The 22,693-nt window shown below is 40.4% G+C and carries 21 protein-coding genes; all 21 read left to right on the top strand.

Features of this window, described 5'->3' with window-relative positions:
* Positions 1-22 precede the first annotated feature (22 nt).
* Positions 23-2,068: a chemotaxis protein CheA gene (locus AC1Q59_RS07115; RefSeq protein ID WP_492365100.1), complete on the top strand. Its 2,046-nt coding sequence runs from the start codon at positions 23-25 to the stop codon at positions 2,066-2,068.
* 60 nt (positions 2,069-2,128) lie between these two features.
* Positions 2,129-2,563 carry a chemotaxis protein CheW gene (locus AC1Q59_RS07110; RefSeq protein ID WP_492365099.1) on the top strand — a complete coding sequence of 145 codons (435 nt, stop codon included), beginning with the start codon at positions 2,129-2,131 and terminating at the stop codon, positions 2,561-2,563.
* A gap of 28 nt (positions 2,564-2,591) precedes the next feature.
* Complete coding sequence (locus AC1Q59_RS07105; protein WP_492365098.1) at positions 2,592-3,230, top strand: chemotaxis protein CheC; 639 nt, start codon at positions 2,592-2,594, stop codon at positions 3,228-3,230.
* A complete protein-coding gene (locus AC1Q59_RS07100) occupies positions 3,223-3,720 on the top strand; it encodes a chemotaxis protein CheD (RefSeq protein WP_492365097.1) in 498 nt (165 codons plus the stop codon). The genes AC1Q59_RS07105 and AC1Q59_RS07100 overlap by 8 nt, the downstream gene beginning before the upstream one ends.
* Positions 3,721-3,750: 30 nt before the next feature.
* Positions 3,751-4,512, top strand: a complete 762-nt coding sequence (locus AC1Q59_RS07095; RefSeq protein ID WP_492365096.1) for a FliA/WhiG family RNA polymerase sigma factor — start codon at positions 3,751-3,753, stop codon at positions 4,510-4,512.
* Positions 4,513-4,527: 15 nt separating this feature from the next.
* Positions 4,528-5,040 carry a DUF6115 domain-containing protein gene (locus AC1Q59_RS07090; protein ID WP_492365095.1) on the top strand — a complete coding sequence of 171 codons (513 nt, stop codon included), beginning with the start codon at positions 4,528-4,530 and terminating at the stop codon, positions 5,038-5,040.
* Between the two features lie 142 nt (positions 5,041-5,182).
* Positions 5,183-5,884, top strand: a complete 702-nt coding sequence (gene rpsB / locus AC1Q59_RS07085; protein ID WP_492365094.1) for a 30S ribosomal protein S2 — start codon at positions 5,183-5,185, stop codon at positions 5,882-5,884.
* Between the two features lie 262 nt (positions 5,885-6,146).
* Entirely contained in the window at positions 6,147-7,028 is an 882-nt protein-coding gene (gene tsf / locus AC1Q59_RS07080) for a translation elongation factor Ts (RefSeq protein WP_492365093.1), read from the top strand.
* 314 nt (positions 7,029-7,342) lie between these two features.
* Positions 7,343-8,068, top strand: a complete 726-nt coding sequence (pyrH, locus tag AC1Q59_RS07075) for a UMP kinase (RefSeq protein ID WP_492365092.1) — start codon at positions 7,343-7,345, stop codon at positions 8,066-8,068.
* Positions 8,068-8,625 (top strand): ribosome recycling factor, encoded by a 558-nt coding sequence (frr, locus tag AC1Q59_RS07070; protein ID WP_492365091.1) that lies wholly within the window; start codon positions 8,068-8,070, stop codon positions 8,623-8,625. Before pyrH ends, frr begins: the two co-directional genes overlap by 1 nt.
* A gap of 328 nt (positions 8,626-8,953) precedes the next feature.
* Positions 8,954-9,730: an undecaprenyl pyrophosphate synthase gene (gene uppS / locus AC1Q59_RS07065; RefSeq protein ID WP_492365090.1), complete on the top strand. Its 777-nt coding sequence runs from the start codon at positions 8,954-8,956 to the stop codon at positions 9,728-9,730.
* Positions 9,731-9,749: 19 nt separating this feature from the next.
* Positions 9,750-10,541, top strand: coding sequence for a phosphatidate cytidylyltransferase (locus AC1Q59_RS07060; protein WP_492365089.1), 792 nt, complete (start codon positions 9,750-9,752; stop codon positions 10,539-10,541).
* Between the two features lie 53 nt (positions 10,542-10,594).
* Positions 10,595-11,737 carry a 1-deoxy-D-xylulose-5-phosphate reductoisomerase gene (locus AC1Q59_RS07055; RefSeq protein WP_492365088.1) on the top strand — a complete coding sequence of 381 codons (1,143 nt, stop codon included), beginning with the start codon at positions 10,595-10,597 and terminating at the stop codon, positions 11,735-11,737.
* Between the two features lie 56 nt (positions 11,738-11,793).
* Positions 11,794-13,059 carry an RIP metalloprotease RseP gene (gene rseP, locus AC1Q59_RS07050; RefSeq protein WP_492365087.1) on the top strand — a complete coding sequence of 422 codons (1,266 nt, stop codon included), beginning with the start codon at positions 11,794-11,796 and terminating at the stop codon, positions 13,057-13,059.
* 234 nt (positions 13,060-13,293) lie between these two features.
* Entirely contained in the window at positions 13,294-17,616 is a 4,323-nt protein-coding gene (locus AC1Q59_RS07045; RefSeq protein ID WP_492365086.1) for a PolC-type DNA polymerase III, read from the top strand.
* A 286-nt stretch (positions 17,617-17,902) separates the two neighbouring features.
* Positions 17,903-18,373: a ribosome maturation factor RimP gene (gene rimP / locus AC1Q59_RS07040; RefSeq protein WP_492365085.1), complete on the top strand. Its 471-nt coding sequence runs from the start codon at positions 17,903-17,905 to the stop codon at positions 18,371-18,373.
* Between the two features lie 48 nt (positions 18,374-18,421).
* The gene (nusA, locus tag AC1Q59_RS07035; protein ID WP_492365084.1) at positions 18,422-19,546 is read left to right on the top strand and encodes a transcription termination factor NusA; all 1,125 of its coding nucleotides are present in this window, start codon (positions 18,422-18,424) and stop codon (positions 19,544-19,546) included.
* Positions 19,547-19,562: 16 nt separating this feature from the next.
* Positions 19,563-19,844, top strand: a complete 282-nt coding sequence (gene rnpM / locus AC1Q59_RS07030; protein ID WP_492365083.1) for an RNase P modulator RnpM — start codon at positions 19,563-19,565, stop codon at positions 19,842-19,844.
* On the top strand, positions 19,844-20,146 hold the full coding sequence (locus AC1Q59_RS07025) for a YlxQ family RNA-binding protein (RefSeq protein ID WP_492365082.1): 303 nt from the start codon (positions 19,844-19,846) through the stop codon (positions 20,144-20,146). Before rnpM ends, AC1Q59_RS07025 begins: the two co-directional genes overlap by 1 nt.
* A gap of 19 nt (positions 20,147-20,165) precedes the next feature.
* Positions 20,166-22,397, top strand: coding sequence for a translation initiation factor IF-2 (infB, locus tag AC1Q59_RS07020; RefSeq protein ID WP_492365081.1), 2,232 nt, complete (start codon positions 20,166-20,168; stop codon positions 22,395-22,397).
* Positions 22,397-22,675 carry a DUF503 domain-containing protein gene (locus AC1Q59_RS07015; RefSeq protein WP_492365364.1) on the top strand — a complete coding sequence of 93 codons (279 nt, stop codon included), beginning with the start codon at positions 22,397-22,399 and terminating at the stop codon, positions 22,673-22,675. Before infB ends, AC1Q59_RS07015 begins: the two co-directional genes overlap by 1 nt.
* Positions 22,676-22,693 lie beyond the last annotated feature (18 nt).

Raw genomic sequence — 22,693 nt, 5'->3', positions numbered from 1 at the left:
TTGCCGAGGGGGGCAAGCTACAATGGATATGAACCAGTATTTAGAGGTTTTTATTGAAGAAAGTAAAGAGCATTTGCAGGCATGTAATGAACTGCTTCTTGAATTAGAGAAGAATCCCGAAGATTTAAAGATTGTAAATGAGATCTTTCGTTCTGCCCATACGTTAAAGGGGATGTCTGCGACCATGGGCTATGAGGACTTAGCCAAATTGACTCACCAAATGGAGAATGTCCTTGATGCCATCCGCAATCAAAAGATCACCTTTAATCCGGAAATTCTGGATGTTGTTTTTCTTGCTGTAGATGATCTTGAGGCAATGGTACAATCGATTGCAGATGGAGGCGACGGAAAAAGAGACGTTTCCGAGGCAGTTGAAAAATTATTATTAATTGAAAAAGGTGAAAGTCCTGTTTTAAAACAGGCCGCTTCAGAGGTCGCAGCAGCGGTTGCTGAACCTGTTCAAAAAGCGCCGATTACATATGATGAATACGAATTAACGGTTATACAGCAATCAAAAGAACAGGGTTTTGAAACTTACGAAATTACCGTTTCATTAAGAGAAGATTGTCTATTAAAAGCGGCTAGAGTCTTTATGGTTTTTGAAATCCTTGAAAAGAGCGGTGAAATCATCAAGTCGAATCCGCCTGCTGAACAATTAGAGGAAGAATTATTTGATCAAGAATTTACCGCTGTTCTTATTACACAGGAAACAAAAGAGGACATTCAAAAGAAAATTTTAAAAGTTTCGGAAATTGATCATGTCGAAATTACACTTCCTGCTTTAGCAGAGGTATGCCACGAGGAGGAAGAAAGCCAAGATCATCAGCCGATGGAAAATGAAATTAAGGGTGCTACGGCAAATCCAGAGAAGGCAGAAGCCAATGCCCAAAATACTTCAGCATCATCGCATAAACATGCCAGCAGTAAAACGATTCGTGTCAACATTGAACGGCTGGATATATTAATGAACTTGTTTGAAGAGCTAGTCATCGACCGCGGCCGGCTAGAGCAAATCTCAAGAGAGTTGGATAATCAGGAGCTTCACGAAACTGTTGAGCGCATGTCCCGTATTTCCGGCGATCTTCAAAATATTATTCTTACTATGCGCATGGTTCCGATTGAAACGGTCTTTAATCGCTTTCCAAGAATGGTCCGTCAATTAGCCCGTGATTTAAATAAAAAAATCAATCTTGAAATTATTGGCGCACAAACAGAGCTTGACCGCACAGTGATTGATGAAATTGGTGATCCGCTTGTTCATCTGATCAGAAATGCACTTGATCATGGGGTAGAAACTCCAGAGGTAAGAAGGGCAAACGGCAAGCCTGAAGAAGGTACAGTAAAGCTAAAGGCTTATCATAGCGGAAATCATGTATTTATTGAAATCGAAGATGATGGAGCGGGCATTAACCGCGATAAAGTGCTGGCGAAAGCAATTAAAAAGGGAATCGTTCAAGAGCAGACGGCATCATCATTAACAGACAAGCAGGTATTTGAGCTTATTTTTTCATCCGGTTTTTCAACAGCAGACAAAATTTCTGATGTTTCTGGACGCGGTGTAGGGCTTGATGTAGTTAAAAGTACAATTGAATCCTTAGGAGGTTCGGTTTCCATTGATTCCTCCTTGGGTCAAGGGTCGATCTTCTCTATTCAATTGCCGCTGACATTATCCATTATCTCGGTCATGCTTACGGAAATTCAAGATGAAAAATATGCGATACCGCTTTCTTCCATTATTGAAACGGCTATTGTTAAAAAGACTGAAGTATTAAACGCGCATAACCAAAGAGTAATCGATTTTCGCGGAAGAGTGGTCCCTCTCCTATTCTTAAAAGAAATATTTGAAGTGCCGAATGATAATAAAGATGATGAATACTATTCTGTGGTCATTGTAAGAAAAGGGGATAAAATGGCGGGACTCGTTGTTGATTCCTTTATTGGCCAGCAGGAGGTTGTATTAAAGTCATTAGGAAATTATTTAACAAATGTATTTGCTATTTCAGGGGCAACTATTCTAGGTGATGGCCAGGTAGCCTTAATCCTTGATTGCAACGCACTGATTAAATAATTTGCTTATTAGATACTTTGCATTTTCCTGGATAGATGACAGAACAAGGAGTGAAAAGGGATGAATGAGGCTCTTGCAAGCGAGATAAAATTAATTGTTTTTCAATTAAATGATAAAGAATATGCAATACCCGTCAGCCACGTACAGTCGATTGAGAAATTTGAGCATATTACGAGGGTTCCCCGAACAGAAAAGTTCGTTAAGGGGGTCATAAATTTACGCGGAGTTATTACGCCAATTATTGACCTTAGAAGCAGATTTGGCATCGAGGAAGTCCCATATTCTGAAGCCACTCGGGTTATTATTGTTGGATTGCCCGGCTTAGAAGTTGGGTTTATCGTCGATTCAGCAAATGATGTATTGGATATTCCGAAAGAGTCGATTGAACCTCCGCCTGAAATTATCGGCCTTGAAGAAGCACAATATATAAATGGTGTAGCGAAGATTGAGAAAAGACTGCTCATTCTTCTCGATCTGGAAAAGCTGCTAAAATGAAAAATAACTAGGTTAGAAGGCTATAATTATGAATTTTATCGATAAAATATCATCCATACATTTAGATATTTTAAAGGAAATTGGCAATATCGGAGCCGGTAATGCTGCCACAGCCCTTTCTAAGCTGTTAAATAAAAAAATTGATATGCAGGTGCCTGCTGTACGCATTGTTTCATTGGATGAAATGATGAATATTAACGGCGGAGCGGAAAATGTTGTTGCCGGCGTTTTTCTGCGCATAGAAGGTGCTGCGCCTGGAAGTATGTTTTTTATCCTGCCAACGGAACAAGCAGCACATTTTATTAAGCAAATGATTGGGGACGACAGCTTTTCCTTCGATTCTGAGCCGTATAGTGAGCTGGGACTTTCCGCTTTGCAAGAGCTTGGAAATATCCTTTCTGGCTCATATCTGTCGGCCTTATCTGACTTTACGAACCTTTCTCTATATCCGTCGGTCCCTGCTTTATCTATTGACATGATAGGCGCCATCATCAGTTATGGCCTTATTGAGCTTTCACATATCAGTGATTATGCGATTGTTATTGATACGGAACTTAACGAGGATGAAGAAAAAGAAGAGTCTGTTAAAGGCCATTTTTTCCTTTTGCCGGATCCCGATTCATTTGCTCCCATTTTTAACGCATTAGGAGTTCAATTAGATGACTGAATGCAAAGAGGTTATTAAGGTTGGCATAGCTGATATGAATATAGTGAAAGCTCCCTGTTCAATAAGGACATCTGGGCTTGGATCCTGTGTCGGTGTTGTCATATTTGATCAAAGCAAAGAAATGGCGGGACTTGCACACATTATGCTTCCTGATTCCTCACTTGCAAAATCCAGTGTTTTAAATACGGCTAAATACGCGGATACAGCGATAAAGGAACTTGTGGAGAAATTGGCATCGAATGGTGCAAGAATACCCCTTCTAAAGGCAAAAATTGCCGGAGGGGCACAAATGTTTCAATTTTCGTCAGGGAGCGATATTATGCGAATCGGTCCAAGAAATGTCGAAGCGGTAAAAAAAGAGCTGGCGGGCCTTAGAATCAATATTATTGCTGAAGATGTCGGAGGAAACAGCGGCAGGACCATTGAGTTTGATCCAGAGACTTGCATGCTGCAAATTAGGACTGTAAATAAAGGTATTAAAGAAATTTAATCATTAATCCAGTCTTCGAGGGGGGCTATCATGATACATCAAAAACTTGAGGAACAATCATACTGGCAAAAGTGGGCTGAATCCCGTGATTCAGAGGCCGGTGATTTCTTGGTGAAAAAGTATATGCCTCTTGTCCATTATCATGTTCAGCGAGTGTCTGTTCATTTGCCTAAAAATGTTTCGAGGGATGATGTGCGAAGCTTTGGAATGATGGGGCTTTTCGATGCACTGGAAAAATTTGATACAAAAAGAGATTTGAAATTTGATACCTATGCATCATTCCGTATACGCGGTGCGATCTTGGATGGGCTGAGAAAAGAAGATTGGCTGCCGCGGAATACGCGGGAGAAGATTAAAAAGATAGAAGCGGCCATAAGGCGTCTAGAACAGCGGCTGATGCGAAATGCAACCATTCAGGAAATCTCTGCGGAGGTAAATATGAGTGAGGAAGAAGTACAATCTGCCATCAATCAGGATTTCTTTGCAAACGTCCTCTCCATTAATGAAAAACTGAATGATGAAGATGATAAGGAAGAACATGAATTATCAATTAAAGACGATAATGCGGACCTTCCTGAAGATCATCTGGTGAAAAATGAATTAATCAGAGAATTAAGTAAGTCATTCGTGCAATTAAACAAAAACGAACAGTTAGTCCTAAGCTTGTTTTATAAAGAAGAACTAACACTTACTGAAATCGGCCAGGTTATGAGTCTTTCGACATCAAGAATCTCTCAGATTCATTCGAAGGCCATTAGTAAACTAAGGCAGAGTCTAGGGAAAATTTCTTAGGAGATTTATACATATATGACGGCATTCTTTTTAGTTATCAGCTTATTTTTAAATATCTTAGCTTTATTTGCTATTGTCATCCTTTTTTTACGCCAGAACAAGCTAGTGGAAACAGAGAAAAAGATTGAAAAGATGAATAGGGAAATAGAAGATTCGGTAGCTGGGTTTTTAGTTCAAATGAAAGAGGAAAATGAACATTTCATTAATAAACTAAAAGCAGACCATGCGGCATCACCAAATGAATCTATCGAAAAGCAGAAAGCAGTGAATCAATTATCGGAGGATCTAAAACAGCAGGATCACATTCCTTTGAAGACCAGCGGAGGAAAATTGCCTGCAGCAGCAGCGGCAAAAGTATATAAACAAAATACTATTCTAAGCAATCAAAAGAATGAGGAATCTCTGGCAGATAAAGCCTGGCTTTTAAAGGAAAAGGGCTTGTCGGAAGGGGAAATAGCAAAGGCTCTAAATAAAGGCAAAACAGAGATATCATTGTTATTAAAATTTCACCAAAAAACACAAGAATAACTTGATTGTCAAAAATGATTGTGCTATATTAACAAATGGTGTTAATACACACGCTTATGGATTTAGCTGGATGGTGCTAATTTTTAGTTCCCAGCTGGAAATGATATAGGCGGAGGAAATCAAACCGTAGGAGGAAAAAAACATGTCAGTAATTTCAATGAAACAATTGCTAGAAGCTGGTGTACATTTCGGTCACCAAACTCGCCGCTGGAACCCTAAGATGAAAAAGTACATTTTCACTGAGCGTAACGGCATCTACATCATCGACCTTCAAAAAACAGTTAAAAAGGTTGAAGAAGCTTATAACTTCGTTAAGGAGCTTGCTGGTAACGGCGGTACAATCCTTTTCGTTGGTACTAAAAAACAAGCTCAAGATTCCGTTAAGGAAGAAGCAACTCGTTCTGGAATGTACTATGTGAATCAACGCTGGTTAGGCGGAACACTTACAAACTTTGAAACCATTCAAAAGCGTATTGCTCGCCTTAAAGATATCGAAAGAATGGCTGAAGACGGTACTTTTGAAGTGCTTCCTAAGAAAGAAGTAGTTCAATTAAATAAAGAACTTGAGCGCTTAGAAAAGTTCTTAGGCGGAATCAAAGATATGAAGACTCTTCCAGATGCTTTATTTATCATTGATCCTCGCAAAGAGCGCATTGCTGTTGCAGAAGCACATAAATTAAATATCCCGATCGTTGGTATTGTTGATACAAACTGTGATCCAGATGAAATTGATGTTGTTATCCCTGCAAACGATGACGCTATCCGCGCTGTTAAACTTTTAACAGGTAAAATGGCAGATGCAATCCTTGAAGCTAAACAAGGTGAAGAAGTAACTACTGCTTAATAATTACTCAAGCATATATTTACAAGGCTTTGTTATAACCTCTTAGTTGATTGGAGCTCCTGTAGCGGAAATCAACGGTAAATATTAACAGAGCTTTATGAATGAATGCCTGTTTTTTAAGCAAACAATAAAAAGGTGATAATAGGGAGCACCCTTTATCACCTTTTTTTGAAGAAATAGCTAATAAGCTTTTTCAGTTTGCAAATACTGCTATAAGGCTAAAATAAGATATACATAACCTATATCAAGGAGGAAATTAATCATGGCAATTACTGCACAAATGGTTAAAGAACTACGTGAAAAAACTGGCGCTGGAATGATGGACTGTAAAAAAGCGCTTCAAGAAGTAGATGGAGATATGGAAAAAGCAATTGACTTCCTTCGCGAAAAAGGAATTGCAAAAGCTGCTAAAAAAGGCGACCGTATCGCTGCAGAAGGTTTAACATCTATCAAGGTTGACGGCAATGAGGCAGTTATTCTTGAAGTAAACTCTGAAACAGACTTCGTTGCAAAGAACGAAGGCTTCCAAGTGCTTGTTCAAGAGCTAGCAGATCATTTGCTTTCTAAAAAGCCTGCTTCTGTTGAAGATGCTTTAGCTCAAACAATGGAAAATGGAGCAACTGTTCAAGATCACATCAATGCTGCAGTTTCAAAAATTGGTGAAAAATTAACTCTTCGCCGTTTCGAAGTAAAAACAAAAACAGATAGCGATGCTTTCGGTGCATACCTTCATATGGGCGGACGCATTGGCGTGTTATCTGTTCTTGAAGGAACAACTGACGAGGAAGCTGCTAAAGATGTTTCAATGCATATTGCTGCATTAAATCCAAAATATATTTCTCGCGATCAAGTGTCTCAAGAAGAAGTTGAACATGAGCGCGAAGTATTAACACAGCAAGCTCTAAACGAAGGCAAGCCTGAAAACATCGTTGCGAAAATGGTTGAAGGCCGCTTAGGCAAGTATTTCGAAGAAGTTTGTGTGAACGACCAGGCGTTTGTTAAAAACCCTGACGTAAAAGTTGGCAAGTTCGTTGAATCCAAAGGCGGCAAAATCAGTGATTTCGTTCGCTACGAAGTTGGCGAAGGTATTGAAAAGCGCGAAGATAATTTCGCTGAAGAAGTTATGAATCAAGTGAAGAAATAATAAAATGTTTTAAACGAAAATGTTTGTCTCAGGGAACACAGTGTGTTCCCTGTTTTTCAAGCTGTTTATACAGGAGAGATAAGAAAAGTATAAATGTACTTCGAGAATTGTCTAGCTTCGGCGCCTAGCCCCTCGAGTCATAAGCCAAGCCGTCATGAAGGTAAAGAGCACCTTCCTGACGTCTTGTCTTAGGGCCCTCAGGATGAGGGTCATGCAGGCGTTGCCACAGGACGTGGCGATTTTAGCCTGCGAACATTAATCGGGGCTGACCAAGGCGCTTACGCTTTTCTTATAAACTACATATGGAGGTTCTTATGAGCAGCCCAAAATATAAACGTGTTGTCTTAAAATTAAGTGGTGAAGCCTTAGCCGGAACTCAGGGCTTCGGCATTAATCCATCCGTAATTAAATCAGTTGCCGTACAAGTGAAAGATTTAGCTAAATTAGGAGTAGAAGTCGCAGTAGTTGTCGGCGGCGGAAATATTTGGCGAGGAAAAATCGGTGAGGAAATGGGCATGGATCGTGCGACTGCAGATTACATGGGTATGCTGGCTACTGTCATGAACTCCATGGCATTACAGGACAGTCTTGAGCAAATGGGCGTTGAGACAAGGGTACAGACATCCATCGAAATGAGACAGGTGGCAGAACCATACATCCGCAGAAAAGCGATTAGACATCTGGAGAAAAAACGGGTCGTCATTTTCGCAGCAGGTACTGGAAATCCATATTTTTCTACAGATACAACAGCCGCTTTGCGTGCAGCTGAAATTGAGGCTGAAGTCATCTTAATGGCGAAAAACAATGTTGACGGTGTATATTCCGCAGACCCTCGTGTGGACAAAAATGCAAAGAAATATGATGAGCTAACCTATCTGGATGTCATTAAAGAAGGACTTGCTGTCATGGACTCAACGGCTTCTTCCTTATGTATGGATAATAATATCCCATTAATTGTCTTCTCTATTATGGAGGAAGGAAACATCAATCGTGCAGTAATGGGTGAAACAATCGGAACAATCGTTAGGGGGAATAAATAATGGCTAAACAAGTAATTTCCAATGCAAAAGATAAAATGACTAAGGCAATTCAAGCTTATTCTCGTGAACTAGCCAGCATTCGTGCAGGCCGCGCAAATGCAGCATTACTTGATAGAATTTCGATTGATTATTATGGGGCACCGACACCTGTTAACCAGCTTGCTGGAATTTCTGTGCCGGAAGCTCGTCTGCTAGTTATTCAGCCCTATGACAAAAGTGTTCTTGGGGAAATTGAAAAGGCAATCCTTAAATCCGATTTAGGGTTAACACCAAGCAATGATGGAAATATCATTCGTCTGACAATTCCACAGCTTACTGAGGAACGCCGTAAGGAACTAGTGAAACTAGTGAAAAAGGAAGCAGAGGAAGCGAAAATTGCCATTCGCAATATTCGCCGCGATTCCAATGATGATTTGAAGAAGCTTGAAAAAAATGGTGAAATCACTGAAGATGATCTTCGCGGTTTTTCAGACGATATTCAAAAGTTAACAGATGAACAAATTGCAAAAATTGATTCCATGACTAAGGATAAGGAAAAAGAAGTACTTGACGTGTAAGATAGGGTCAAAACTTGTCTTATCCAAACTTCCAAGCTGAACTTATTTAGGGAACCCTCTAGGCTTAGGGGGTTTTTTATCTTTGTTGGTATCATTTCATTCTATTTCGTATTTGTTTAATATAAACAATGATTACATATTCTTAATTTTGTCATTCATACATAATCTTTTTATAAAGATATGTTCTTATATTTTTGGTATGATTATATCATGTGTAAATTTGTGGATGCCTCATTATTTGTAAAAGCTTTCAGGGCGCCTGGATTTCTAACTTCAGCTCTTGGCGCAAGTCGGAGGTAAGATTAACCTATCTTAAAGGAGCAGTCTTATGTTAAATAAAATCAAACGATGGAAAAATCAAAACAATTCATCTGAACTCCGCGAAAGAATCAGTAAAATTCAAGAGCTCAAAGTACCATCACATGTAGCGATTATTATGGACGGCAATGGAAGATGGGCAAAAAAGAGGGCTATGCCAAGAATTGCTGGGCATCACGAAGGCATGAAGGTGGTACGAAAAATTACGAAATTGGCAAATCAGCTTGGTATACAAACACTTACCCTTTATGCTTTTTCGACCGAGAACTGGAAAAGGCCAAAAATGGAAGTAGACTATCTAATGAAATTGCCTGAAGAGTTTCTAGGTACCTTTCTTCCGGAACTGGTAGAAGAAAATGTGCGTGTGGCCATGATAGGTGAAAAGGACATGCTGCCTCCACATACAAGAAGGGCAGTCGAAAAAGCGATAAATGATACGAAAGACAACGAAGGCCTGATTCTTAATTTTGCTCTCAATTATGGCAGCAGAGCCGAAATTATTGAAGGGGTAAAGCGTGTCTTAAATGATTGTAAAAGTGGTATACTAGACGAAAATGAAATAAATGAGGATCTCTTCTCATCCTATCTTATGACGAAGGGTTTGTCAGATCCGGATTTATTAATTCGCACAAGCGGAGAGATCCGCTTAAGCAATTTTATGCTTTGGCAGCTGGCATATACAGAGTTTTGGTTCACAGATGTATTATGGCCAGATTTTTCTGAAGAACATTTTGTCGAAGCGATTGAGGTCTTCCAAAACCGGCAAAGAAGGTTTGGTGGAGTATAACAAAGGTGTGAAAATTTAGATGAAGCAAAGAATCATAACAGCGATCGTATTTTTTGGTGTCATATTCCTGCCAGTTGTTATTTATGGCGGTGTGCCCGTAGTTATTTTAGCCTATCTCCTAGCTTCGGTAGCATTGTATGAATTGTTGAAAATGAGGAATTTAAATATTTTTTCATTTCCAGGCATTATATCTATGCTTCTGCTGTGGATTTTTCTATTGCCAACTCAATATGAAGGGATGATAAGTGCCCTTCATTTTTCAAAGATTGAGTTTGCCTTGCTTGCTGTTTTGTTATTTCTTACATATACAGTGGCAACAAAAAACAGATTTACCTTTGATGATGTTGCTTTCTCGATACTGGCGACATTATACGTAGGAATTGGGTTTTATTATTTTATTGAAACTCGATATGAAGGATTAGTTTATGTCTTTTTCGCTCTTTTTATCATCTGGGCAACCGATTCCGGAGCCTATTTTATTGGCCGAGCTATAGGAAAGCGAAAGCTATGGCCGGATATTAGCCCGAACAAAACCATTGAGGGTTCCATCGGCGGAATTATCTGTGCTCTGATCGTTGCGGTGATATTTTTGATTTTTACAGATATAAATGCAGCCTTTTTGCAGCTGATTATCATTACGATTGTATTGTCTGCTTTTGCACAAATAGGCGATCTTGTAGAATCTGCGCTGAAACGCCATTATGGGGTGAAAGATTCCGGCAATATTCTTCCAGGTCATGGCGGGATATTAGATCGTTTTGACAGCCTATTATTTGTATTGCCATTAATGCATTTTATTTATTTATTATAATTTGAATTCTTTTTTTGTTCGTTGACGCTTTTTTTAAGCAGGAGTTGAATAAAATGAAATATATAAGTTTGTTAGGCGCTACTGGTTCCATTGGGACCCAGACATTAGACATAATAAAAGAACACCCAGAACAATTTCGTCTAGTTTCCATGTCCATCGGGCGAAATTTAGAGCTGGCAAGAAAAATCATTAAGGATTTCCAGCCAGAACTTGTTTCCACATTGGAAAAATCAGCAGCAGAAAACTTGCAGGCAGATTTCCCCGGAACCCGTTTTGTATTTGGACAAGACGGACTGATCGAAACTGCCGTTTATCATAAAGCGAATATCCTTGTAAATGCCGTCATTGGCAGTGTTGGGCTGACACCAACCCTCCAGGCAATTAAAGAGGGAAAAACCATTGCTATAGCTAATAAGGAAACATTAGTTACAGCAGGCCACCTGGTCATTGAAGAGGCTAAACGGCATCAGGTGCCATTGCTCCCAGTAGATAGTGAGCATTCTGCTATATTTCAGGCGCTGCAGGGGGAGAAAGAAAAAAATATTGAGAAATTAATCCTAACGGCCTCGGGAGGAAGCTTCCGTGACCGAACACGCGATGAACTGGCAGATGTCACCGTTGAAGATGCATTAAACCATCCAAATTGGTCAATGGGTGCTAAAATAACAATAGATTCGGCTACCATGATGAATAAAGGGCTGGAAGTTATTGAAGCACATTGGCTATTTTCAATGAGCTATGACAAAATCGATGTTCTTATGCATAAAGAGAGCATTATTCATTCCATGGTTGAGTTTCACGACAGCAGTGTCATTGCCCAGTTAGGAACACCTGATATGAGAGTTCCTATTCAGTTTGCTTTGTCCTATCCAGACCGGCTTCCGCTGCCGAGCGGGAATCGGCTGAACCTCGCAGAAATCGGCCAGCTGCATTTTAGAAAAATGGATCTTGAACGATTCCGCTGTTTAAAATATGCCTATGAGGCAGGAAGAGCTGGCGGAACCATGCCAACCGTACTGAATGCAGCAAATGAAGCAGCAGTGGCTGCATTTCTGGAAAGAAAAATAACTTTCTTGCAAATCGAGGATTTAATTGAAAGAGCTTTAAGTATTCATAAAAACATCAAGCATCCAGATCTTGCTTCTATCCAAGAAGCTGATATGGAAACAAGAAAATTCGTCGAATCCCTTATATAAAAAATTGATACAGGGGGTTTTGATTTTAACAACCTCTAAAAAAAGGTGGTTATATTTTGAGCACAGTTATAGCGTTTATTATCATATTTGGAGCTCTTGTTTTTTTTCATGAATTAGGACACTTTGTTTTTGCCAAAAGAGCCGGAATTCTTTGCCGTGAATTTGCCATCGGTTTCGGGCCCAAGGTCTTTTCGCATAAAAAAGGGGAAACTCTTTATACTATTCGCCTGCTCCCAATTGGCGGTTATGTCCGAATGGCCGGGGAAGATCCGGAAATGGTTGAAATTAAGCCTGGATATCGTGTAGGCCTCTTATTTAATAAGAATGATGAAGTAAGCAAAATCATCTTAAATAACAAAGAAAAGTTCCCTGAGGCAAGAGTGGTTGAAGTTGAGCATGCTGATATTGAACACGATCTAGTCATTAAAGGGTATGTTGAAGGCGATGAAGAAGAAAAAATCCAGACCTTTCAGATAAGCTCAAGTGCCCTGATTGTGGAAGATGGCATTGAAACGCTGATTGCACCATATAATCGCCAGTTTGCATCCAAAACACTTGGCCAGCGGGCAATGGCTATCTTTGCAGGTCCAATGATGAACTTTATTCTGGCCTTTGTTGTTTTTGTATTAATTGGATTAATGCAAGGGGTGCCGACAAATGACCCAGAGTTAGGAAAACTGACTGCAGATGGGGCAGCTAAAGAAGCCGGCCTCCAAGAAGGAGACATAATTCAAAGTGTCAGTGGTGCTGAAATAACAAGCTGGACTGATGTTGTTGAAATCATTCGCAACAACCCGAATAAAGAGCTTGAATTTTCATTAGAGAGAGACGGGAAAGAAATGATCATCCCAGTCACTCCAAAATCACAGGAATTGGAAGAAGGTCAAAAGATAGGGGTTATCGGCGTATATAGCCCGATGGAACAAAATCCATTGAAAGCAATTGTGAGCGGTGCGACGGAAACCTACCAGTGGACGAAAGAGATCTTTGTGATGCTAGGAAAACTAGTCACAGGCCAATTCTCCATTGATGCCCTATCAGGTCCTGTCGGAATCTATGTTTCAACAGATACGGTAGCAAAATCAGGTATATTCTACTTAATGAAGTGGGCAGGAATCTTGAGCATCAACCTTGGAATAATGAACCTGCTTCCAATACCAGCTTTAGACGGCGGAAGGTTAATGTTCTTTGCTGTTGAAGCTGTTAGAGGAAAACCAATTGACCGACACAAGGAAGGCTTAGTTCATTTCATCGGTTTTGCCCTATTAATGCTGTTAATGCTAGTCGTCACATGGAATGACATTCAGAGATTCTTCTTATAATTTAAACAAAAAACGGATTCCGAACTAAGGAGTCCGTTTTTTGTTCGTTCATGTTATAATAGGATTCGTTTATTACTTTTATATTGAGTTATTAAAGGATTGAATTGAAAGACGCAAATATAGTTGATCTTCACTGCAGGCACGCAGACTCCTGGAGGCTCACAAACGCCCCCCGGAAAGCGAAGTGCCTGGAGTGGAAATCAGCTTGTCAATACCTAGAGGGGAGAGAGGTTAATGGGTGAATCTTTAGGAAACAGAGAGAGATTCCAGCTCTTGCTCCAGCAGCTGCAATTAACTGACGATCCATTTGTGCAGCATTTTTATCAAGCAGAAATCAATCGAGTCGTTATTGAAAAACAAGCAAAGACATGGCATTTTCATTTTTCATTCGAAAAAATACTGCCGTACAATGTTTTTAATATTTTCACCACGCAATTAGAAAAATCTTTCTCACATATTGCAAATATCGCTTACACCATTGATGTAAATAACCAGCAATTTGACGAAGATCTTATTTCAGGATACTGGCAGCATTGCATTAGGGAAATCGATGGCATGTCGCCGCCAATTCTTAAACTTTTACATGAACAAATACCGGAAATCAAAGGAAACAAACTCATCATTAACGTCCATAATGATATGGAAGGCCTCTCAATCAAAAGAAAATACGCAGACCTCATTTCAGGTGTGTATAAAACATTCGGCTTCCCGATGCTGAGTATTGATACCGCTGTAAAAGCTGAATCCTCGAATGAGGAATATATGAAGTTTCTCGAAGCAAAACAAAAGGAAGATCAAGAAAGAGGCATGCAGGCTTTAATCGAAATGCAGAAGAAAGAGGCTGAAGCGGCTCCGGGTGCAGCTCCTGTCCTTCAGGGTCCACTCATGATTGGTTTAACCATTAAAGACGACGCTGAATTTAAGAAGCTGGACGATATCATAGATGAAGAACGCCGTGTTGCCATTGAAGGCTATGTTTTTGCTGCAGAAACGAAGGAACTTCGCAGCGGAAGAACACTATTAACTTTCAAAATCACAGACTATACCAGCTCAATTCTAGTTAAAATGTTTTCACGTGACAAAGAAGATGCGCAAATCTTCCAGCATGTTAAAAAAGGCATGTGGCTAAAGGTGCGCGGAAGTGTGCAAAATGACACCTTCGTTCGAGACCTTGTCATGATCGGAAATGATATAAATGAAATTAAACCAGTTGAAAGACAGGATACAGCTCCAGAAGATGGAAAGCGTGTTGAGCTTCATCTTCATACACCAATGAGTCAAATGGATGCAGTCACTCCTGTGGGCACTCTGATTGCCCAGGCAAAAAAGTGGGGGCATAAAGCGATTGCTGTGACAGACCATGCAGTTGCCCAATCATTCCCGGAGGCATACAGCGCCGGTAAGAAGAATGGTGTTAAGATCTTATACGGGGTTGAAGCGAACCTTGTAGATGACGGGGTGCCAATTGCCTACAATAGTGTTCATCGCAAACTTGATGAAGATACTTTTGTTGTTTTTGACGTAGAAACAACCGGTTTATCAGCGGTATATGACACAGTGATCGAATTGGCTGCTGTGAAAATCCAAGGCGGAGAGATCATTGACCGTTTTGAATCATTTGCTAACCCGCACCATCCGCTTTCTGCGACAACGATTAACTTAACAGGCATTACAGACGATCTTGTTGAAAATGCTCCAGAGGTCGGAGAAGTTTTCCAGAGGTTCCATGATTGGACGGAGGATGCGGTCTTAGTAGCACATAATGCATCATTTGATATGGGATTTTTAAATACCGGTTATAAGAAAATTGGCATTGGAAAAGCGCCAAATCCAGTTATTGATACACTGGAGCTGGCCCGCTTCCTCTATCCGGAAATGAAAAATCACCGATTAAATACATTGGCGAAGAAATTTGATGTTGAATTGACACAGCACCACCGTGCCATCTATGATGCTGAAGCAACCGGTTACCTTTTATTAAAGATGCTGAAGGATGCATCTGAAAAAGGTATTGAGTACCATGACCAATTTAATGAGCATATGGGCCAGGGAAATGCCTATCAGCGTGCAAGGCCTTACCATTGCACATTGATGGCACAAACACAGGATGGCCTAAAGAATCTTTTCAAATTAATCTCCATTGCCCATATTGATTATTTCTACCGGGTTCCAAGAATTCCGAGGTCAGTGCTGCAAAAATATCGCGAAGGTATTTTAGTAGGTTCAGGATGCGACAAGGGTGAGGTTTTTGAAGGAATGATGCAGAAATCTCCAGATGAGGTTGAGGAGCATGCAACATTTTATGACTATCTTGAGGTTCACCCAAAAGAGGTCTATGCGCCGTTAATAGAAATGGAGCTTGTCAGGAATGAAAAAGCCCTTGAGGAGATTATCGGAAATATTGTAAAGCTTGGAGATAAATTAGGGATTCCAGTTGTGGCAACAGGAAATGTACATTATTTAAACCCTAATGATAAGATCTACCGTAAAATTTTGATCAATTCCCAAGGCGGAGCCAACCCGCTAAACCGCCACCGTCTGCCTAATGTCCATTTCCGGACAACAAATGAAATGCTGGATGCCTTTGCGTTTCTCGGGAAAGAAAAGGCAAAGGAAATCGTCGTGGAAAATTCAAATAAAATTGCGGATATGATTGATGAAATTAAACCAATCAAAGATGATCTTTATACACCAAAAATTGAAGGGGCAGAAGATGAGATCCGCAATATGAGCTATGAAAGGGCAAGAAAAATTTACGGTGAGGAACTTCCGGAAATCGTTGAAGCCCGACTTGAAAAGGAACTAAACAGCATTATTGGGCATGGATTTGCCGTTATTTATCTGATCTCTCATAAACTTGTTAAGAAATCATTAGATGATGGCTATCTTGTCGGTTCACGGGGGTCAGTCGGATCTTCACTCGTGGCAACAATGACCGAAATTACAGAGGTTAATCCGCTTCCGCCGCATTATGTCTGCCCATCGTGCAAGCATTCTGAATTCTTTAATGATGGTTCTGTAGGTTCGGGATTTGATTTGCCTGATAAAGACTGTCCGGAATGCAAAACGAAATATGTGAAAGATGGCCAGGATATTCCGTTTGAAACTTTCCTTGGATTTAAAGGGGACAAGGTGCCGGATATCGACTTAAACTTCTCCGGGGAATATCAGCCGCGCGCCCACAATTACACAAAGGTGCTATTTGGTGAGGAATATGTATACCGTGCAGGTACGATTGGCACGGTTGCGGATAAAACGGCATTTGGGTATGTGAAGGCCTACCAGCAGGACAACAACCTGCATCTTAGAGGTGCGGAAATTGACCGTTTGGCATCAGGCTGTACCGGTGTTAAACGAACAACAGGACAGCATCCGGGCGGTATTATTGTTGTCCCAGATTATATGGATATCTATGATTTCACGCCAATACAGTACCCAGCCGATGATCGAAATTCAGAATGGAAAACGACCCATTTTGACTTCCATTCGATTCACGATAATATCTTAAAGCTCGATATTCTGGGACACGATGATCCGACCGTTATCAGGATGCTTCAGGATTTGAGCGGAATTGATCCAAAGACCATCCCGACAGATGACCCGGAAGTAATGAAAATTTTCAGCGGCCCTGAACCATTGGGAGTAACTGAAGAGCAGATTATGTGTAAAACAGGGACACTCGGAATCCCAGAATTCGGAACACGATTCGTTCGGCAAATGCTTGAGGATACAAAACCGACTACTTTTTCCGAGCTTGTGCAAATTTCTGGTCTTTCACACGGTACAGACGTTTGGCTGGGGAACGCCCAGGAACTCATTCATAATAAAATTTGTACGCTAAGTGAAGTAATCGGCTGCCGTGATGATATTATGGTCTATTTAATCTACCAGGGGCTAGAGCCATCATTTGCCTTCAAAATTATGGAATCCGTCCGTAAAGGTAAAGGATTAACAGACGAAATGGAAGAAGAAATGCGCAGAAATAAAGTACCAGAATGGTACATCGAATCATGTAAAAAGATAAAATACATGTTCCCTAAGGCTCATGCGGCTGCTTATGTATTAATGGCTGTCCGAATTGCCTACTTTAAGGTTCACCATCCACTCTACTACTATGCTGCGTATTTCACAGTCAGGGCGGAGGATTTTGATGTTGATACCATGGTTAAAGGTCCACAGGCAATCAAGGCGCTAATTGAAGAAATTAATGCAAAAGGCCTTGATGCCTCCACTAAAGAAAAGAACCTGTTAACTGTTATGGAGCTTGCACTGGAAATGACAGAGAGAGGATTCAGTTTCAAAAAAGTTGACCTGTACCGTTCAAGCGCGAGTGAATTTATTATAGACGGAAATTCACTTATTCCGCCGTTTAACGCCATCCCAGGTCTTGGCACAAACGCGGCGCTTAACATCGTCAAGGCAAGAGAACAAGGAGAATTTCTTTCTAAGGAAGATCTTCAGCAAAGAGGTAAGGTTTCTAAAACCATCATAGAGTACCTAGACAACCATGGCTGCTTAGAATCTCTTCCAGAGCAGAATCAGCTGTCATTGTTTTAAGTTTGTTACAAATAGGAAAATTGATATTGATAGTACTGAGCTGGTTAGAGCGCCTGAAAGCGGAAACCAACGGGCCTAACCCCTTGACTCTACAGCTATTGTATTTGCATAAACAAAATGGTTATGGTATAGTCATATTGGAAATACTATCAATAACTCTCGTAAATGAAGAGTGGGGCAACCCACTCTTTCGTGTTGTGTACGCTTGTTTTTTATTTGTTTTAATCCTTTAATTAAGGGAATAATCCAGCATAGTATGAACAATTGAATAAAGGAGGGATTTTTTTTGAGCAAGGTGACTGAAACGGTTGAGAAATTAGTCACTCCCATTTTAGATGACCTTAATTTAGAACTAGTTGATATTGAATACGTCAAAGAAGGTAAAGATTGGTTTCTTCGTGTATTCATTGACAAAGAAACAGGTGTGGATATTGAAGAATGCGGTATGGTCAGCGAAAGACTAAGCGACAAACTCGATGAAGTGGATCCGATACCCTACAACTATTTCTTAGAGGTTTCATCACCGGGAGCTGAGCGCCCTCTGAAAAATGACAAAGATTTTGAAAAAGCAATTGGTAAAAATGTTTATATCAAGACATACGAGCCAATTGACGGGGAAAAAGTTTTCGAAGGTATGTTAAAACAGTTTAATGGTCAAACCGTAACCGTAGAAATTAAAATAAAAACAAGAAGAAAAACGATTGATATTCCATATGAAAAAGTGGCCAATGCTCGATTAGCAGTGGTTTTTTCGTAATATAGCCTAAAGCCTAAAAGAAAGAGATTAAAGGGGGATAAAAGTCTGATGAGCAGCGAATTGTTGGATGCTCTTGTTTTGCTTGAAAGAGAAAAAGGCATTTCACGAGATGTTCTTATTGATGCTATTGAAGCAGCACTCGTATCTGCGTACCGCAGAAATTTTAACCAAGCACAAAATGTTCGGATTGATTTAAATCTTGAAACAGGTACCATGCGAGTTTTTGCCCGTAAAGAAATCGTTGATCAGGTATTTGATCCACGACTTGAAATATCCATAGAAGAAGCGAAAAAAATTAATCCTAATTACCAGATTGAAGATATCGTGGAATTAGAGGTAACACCAAAAGATTTTGGCCGAATCGCAGCCCAGACGGCAAAGCAAGTGGTTACACAGAGAGTTCGTGAAGCCGAAAGAGGTATTATTTATTCAGAATTTATTGACCGTGAAGAAGATATTATGACGGGAATCGTTCAGCGGCAGGATTCGAAGTTTATATATGTAAGCCTTGGCAAAATTGAAGCGATCCTTCCGGCTAATGAACAGATGCCAAATGAGCACTATAAGCCGCATGACCGAATTAAGGTGTTCATTACAAAGGTAGAAAAGACAACAAAGGGACCGCAGATTTTTGTTTCCAGAACACATCCAGGTCTTTTAAAGCGCCTGTTTGAAATAGAAGTTCCAGAAATATATGATGGAACTGTTGAAATTAAATCAGTTGCCCGTGAGGCAGGAGACCGTTCGAAAATTTCTGTTCACTCAGAAAATGAAGAGGTGGATCCAGTAGGTTCATGTGTCGGTCCAAAAGGAACCCGTGTTCAGGCAGTGGTCAATGAACTAAAAGGGGAAAAGATCGATATTGTTAAATGGTCATCAGACCCTGTTGTTTTTGTGGCAAACGCCTTAAGCCCTTCAAAAGTTCTTGATGTTATTGTAAGTGAAGAGGAAAAAGCTACAACTGTCATTGTTCCTGATTATCAGCTTTCGCTGGCCATTGGTAAAAGAGGTCAAAATGCTCGCCTGGCTGCCAAGCTGACAGGATGGAAGATTGATATTAAATCCGAAACGGAAGCACGTGAGAACGGCATTTATCCTCGTGAAGAAGCATTGCTGTCTTTTGACAGTACAGATTATGAAGAAGACTTTGATGTCCAGGATGATCTGGATTAAGAAGAGGTGAATAACTGTGAACAAACCTAGAAAAGTTCCTATGCGTAAATGTGTCGCAACCGGTGAATTGAAGCCGAAAAAAGAACTCGTTCGCATTGTTCGCTCCAAAGAAGGGGAAGTGTCTGTAGACCCAACCGGGAAGAAATCCGGCCGGGGGGCCTATCTTTCAAAGGAAAAAGAAGCAGTATTACTAGCAAAAAAGAAAAATGTTCTAGCCAATCATTTGGAATCACAAATTGACGATTCCATATATGAAGAGCTTTTAGAGCTCATTGAGAAGGAGAAACGACTATCCTAATGAATTCAAATCAATGGATGTCATTGCTTGGCTTAGCAAATCGGGCGCGAAAAATTACTTCAGGTGAAGATCTAACAATCAAAGATATCAGAAACGGTAAAGCAAAGCTCATATTACTATCAGCGGACGCTTCTGTTAATACAGCGAAGAAAGTAACGGATAAGTGTAAATCCTATCAAGTACCCTATAAGCTAGTGGAAAATAGGCAGCTGCTTGGTCAGGCTATCGGAAAAGAAGCCAGGGTCGTTGTTGCTGTTTTAGATGATGGATTTGCAAAAAAACTGAAGTCGTTGCTCGATTAATTCCAGCGGGGGTGAAAGTATGAGTAAAATGCGCGTTTACGAATATGCAAAAAAACATAACGTATCCAGCAAGGATGTAATAACGAAATTAAAAGACTTAAATATTGAGGTTTCTAATCATATGACAACAATTGAATCAGATGCCGTTAAAAAATTAGACGGACTTTTTGGCAACAAGAATGCAAATCAGCCTCAAAAGCAAAATAACCAGCAGCACCAAGGACAGAAACAGCAGCATGTAAATGTAAAACCAAAAGCAGCGGCTGCTGATGATGAAATTGATAGTGCGCCACCAGCCAAAAAGGTGGTTAAACCTTCTAATAAGGTCAATGAAGGCAAAAAGACTAACCAGGAAAATCAAGTAAAAGAAAACAAAGCCTTTAATAAAAACAGTAACAATAATAGAAATAAAAACCGAAATAATAACAAGAACAAAAATCAAAAGGGAAGACAGCAGCAGACACATGCTGCACCAGCTCCAAAAAAGCAAAAAGAGCTTCCTGAAAAAATTACTTTTAGCGAATCCTTAACTGTTGCCGAACTGGGCAAGAAACTGCATCGCGAACCATCTGAAATTATTAAAAAGCTATTTATGCTTGGGGTTATGGCAACCATTAATCAAGAGCTTGATAAAGATGCCATCGAATTAATTGCCGGTGATTATGGTGTGGAAGTAGAAGAAGAAGTTCTTATAGATGCAACGGATTTGGAAACCTACTTCGCAGATGATGAAGATGCTGTATTATCTGAACGTCCTCCTGTTGTAACAATTATGGGCCATGTCGACCACGGAAAAACGACTACATTAGATTCCATTAGAAATACAAAGGTTACAGCTGGAGAAGCTGGCGGGATTACCCAGCATATCGGTGCCTATCAGGTTGTTGAAAATGGCAAGAAAATTACGTTTTTAGATACACCAGGACACGCTGCATTTACAACGATGCGTGCACGCGGTGCCCAGGTTACTGATATTACTATTTTAGTTGTAGCAGCAGATGACGGTGTTAAGCCGCAGACTGTTGAAGCGATCAATCACGCCAAGGCTGCGGAAGTACCGATTATTGTTGCTATTAATAAAATGGATAAAGAGGGAGCCAATCCTGACCGGGTTATGCAGGAATTGACAGAATATGGTCTTGTACCTGAAGCATGGGGCGGAGATACTATTTTTGTTCCTATTGCTGCCCTAAAAGGGGAAGGAATTGACAATCTTCTTGAAATGATTTTATTAGTAAGTGAAGTGGAAGAATATAAAGCAAATCCAAATCGCGCTGCAGTAGGAACAGTCATTGAAGCGCAATTGGATAAGGGCCGCGGTTCTGTAGCTACCCTCCTTGTTCAGAATGGAACACTGAAAATAGGAGATCCGATTGTAGTCGGGAACACATTTGGGCGAGTTCGTGCAATGGTGAATGATTTAGGGCGCCGTGTGAAACAGGCTGGTCCATCTACTCCTGTTGAAATTACTGGTTTAAACGACGTGCCACAGGCAGGGGATCGTTTCGCGGTTGTAGCAGATGAGAAAACAGCCCGCCAGATTGGTGAATCACGTGCACAAACGGCACTGCAGGCTCAGCGCAGTGAAAAAACACGTGTAAGCTTAGATAACTTATTTGAGCATATGAAACAAGGTGAAATGAAAGAATTGAATGTTGTTGTCAAGGCGGATGTTCAGGGTTCTGCAGAAGCACTTACAACAGCCCTGCAAAAAATTGATGTCGAAGGCGTAAATGTTCGAATCCTTCATACAGGCGCTGGAGCTATTAATGAATCTGACATTACACTTGCATCTGCATTTAACGCGATTGTTGTCGGATTTAATGTGCGCCCTGATGTTAACGCGAAACGTGCAGCAGAGGCTGAAGGTGTTGAAATCCGTCTGCACCGCATTATCTATAAGGTTATTGAAGAAATTGAATTGGCTATGAAGGGTATGCTTGAGCCTGAGTATGCAGAAAAAATTATTGGCCAGGCAGAAGTTCGCCAGACCTTTAAGGTTTCTAAAATTGGAACGATTGCAGGTTCCTATGTAACCGACGGAAAAATCACTCGTGATAGCGGTGTCCGTTTAATTCGTGACGGAATTGTTATTTTTGAAGGAGAAGTCGACGATCTTAAGCGCTTTAAGGATGATGCAAAAGAGGTCGCACAAGGATATGAATGCGGAATTACCATTAAAAACTTCAATGATGTAAAAGAAGGAGATGTCATTGAAGCATATATTATGGAGGAAGTGGAACGTAAATGATGATTGGCCTAGCAGCCTGTGAATGCATTATTTATGATGCACACTCTTTAAAAGACAAACGGGCTGTGCTGCAGCGGATTATTTCCCGTTTAAGGCAAAAACTGAATGTATCCGTTTCAGAGGTTGACTATCAAGATGTATGGCAGCGAACGAAGATTGCCATCGCTGCTGTATCCTCCGCCCGCGTTTCGGCTGAGCAAGAACTGCAGAATGCCCTTAAATTAATTGATTCGTTCCCGGAAATCGAACGAACCATTACAAATTTTGAGTGGCTTTAGCAAGAGTCTCCTTAGTTC

It is taken from the genome of Cytobacillus sp. MT66 (genome assembly GCF_058792595.1).
Note: the sequence above shows the minus strand (reverse complement) of the source record. Positions and strands in the feature narration are given on the sequence as shown.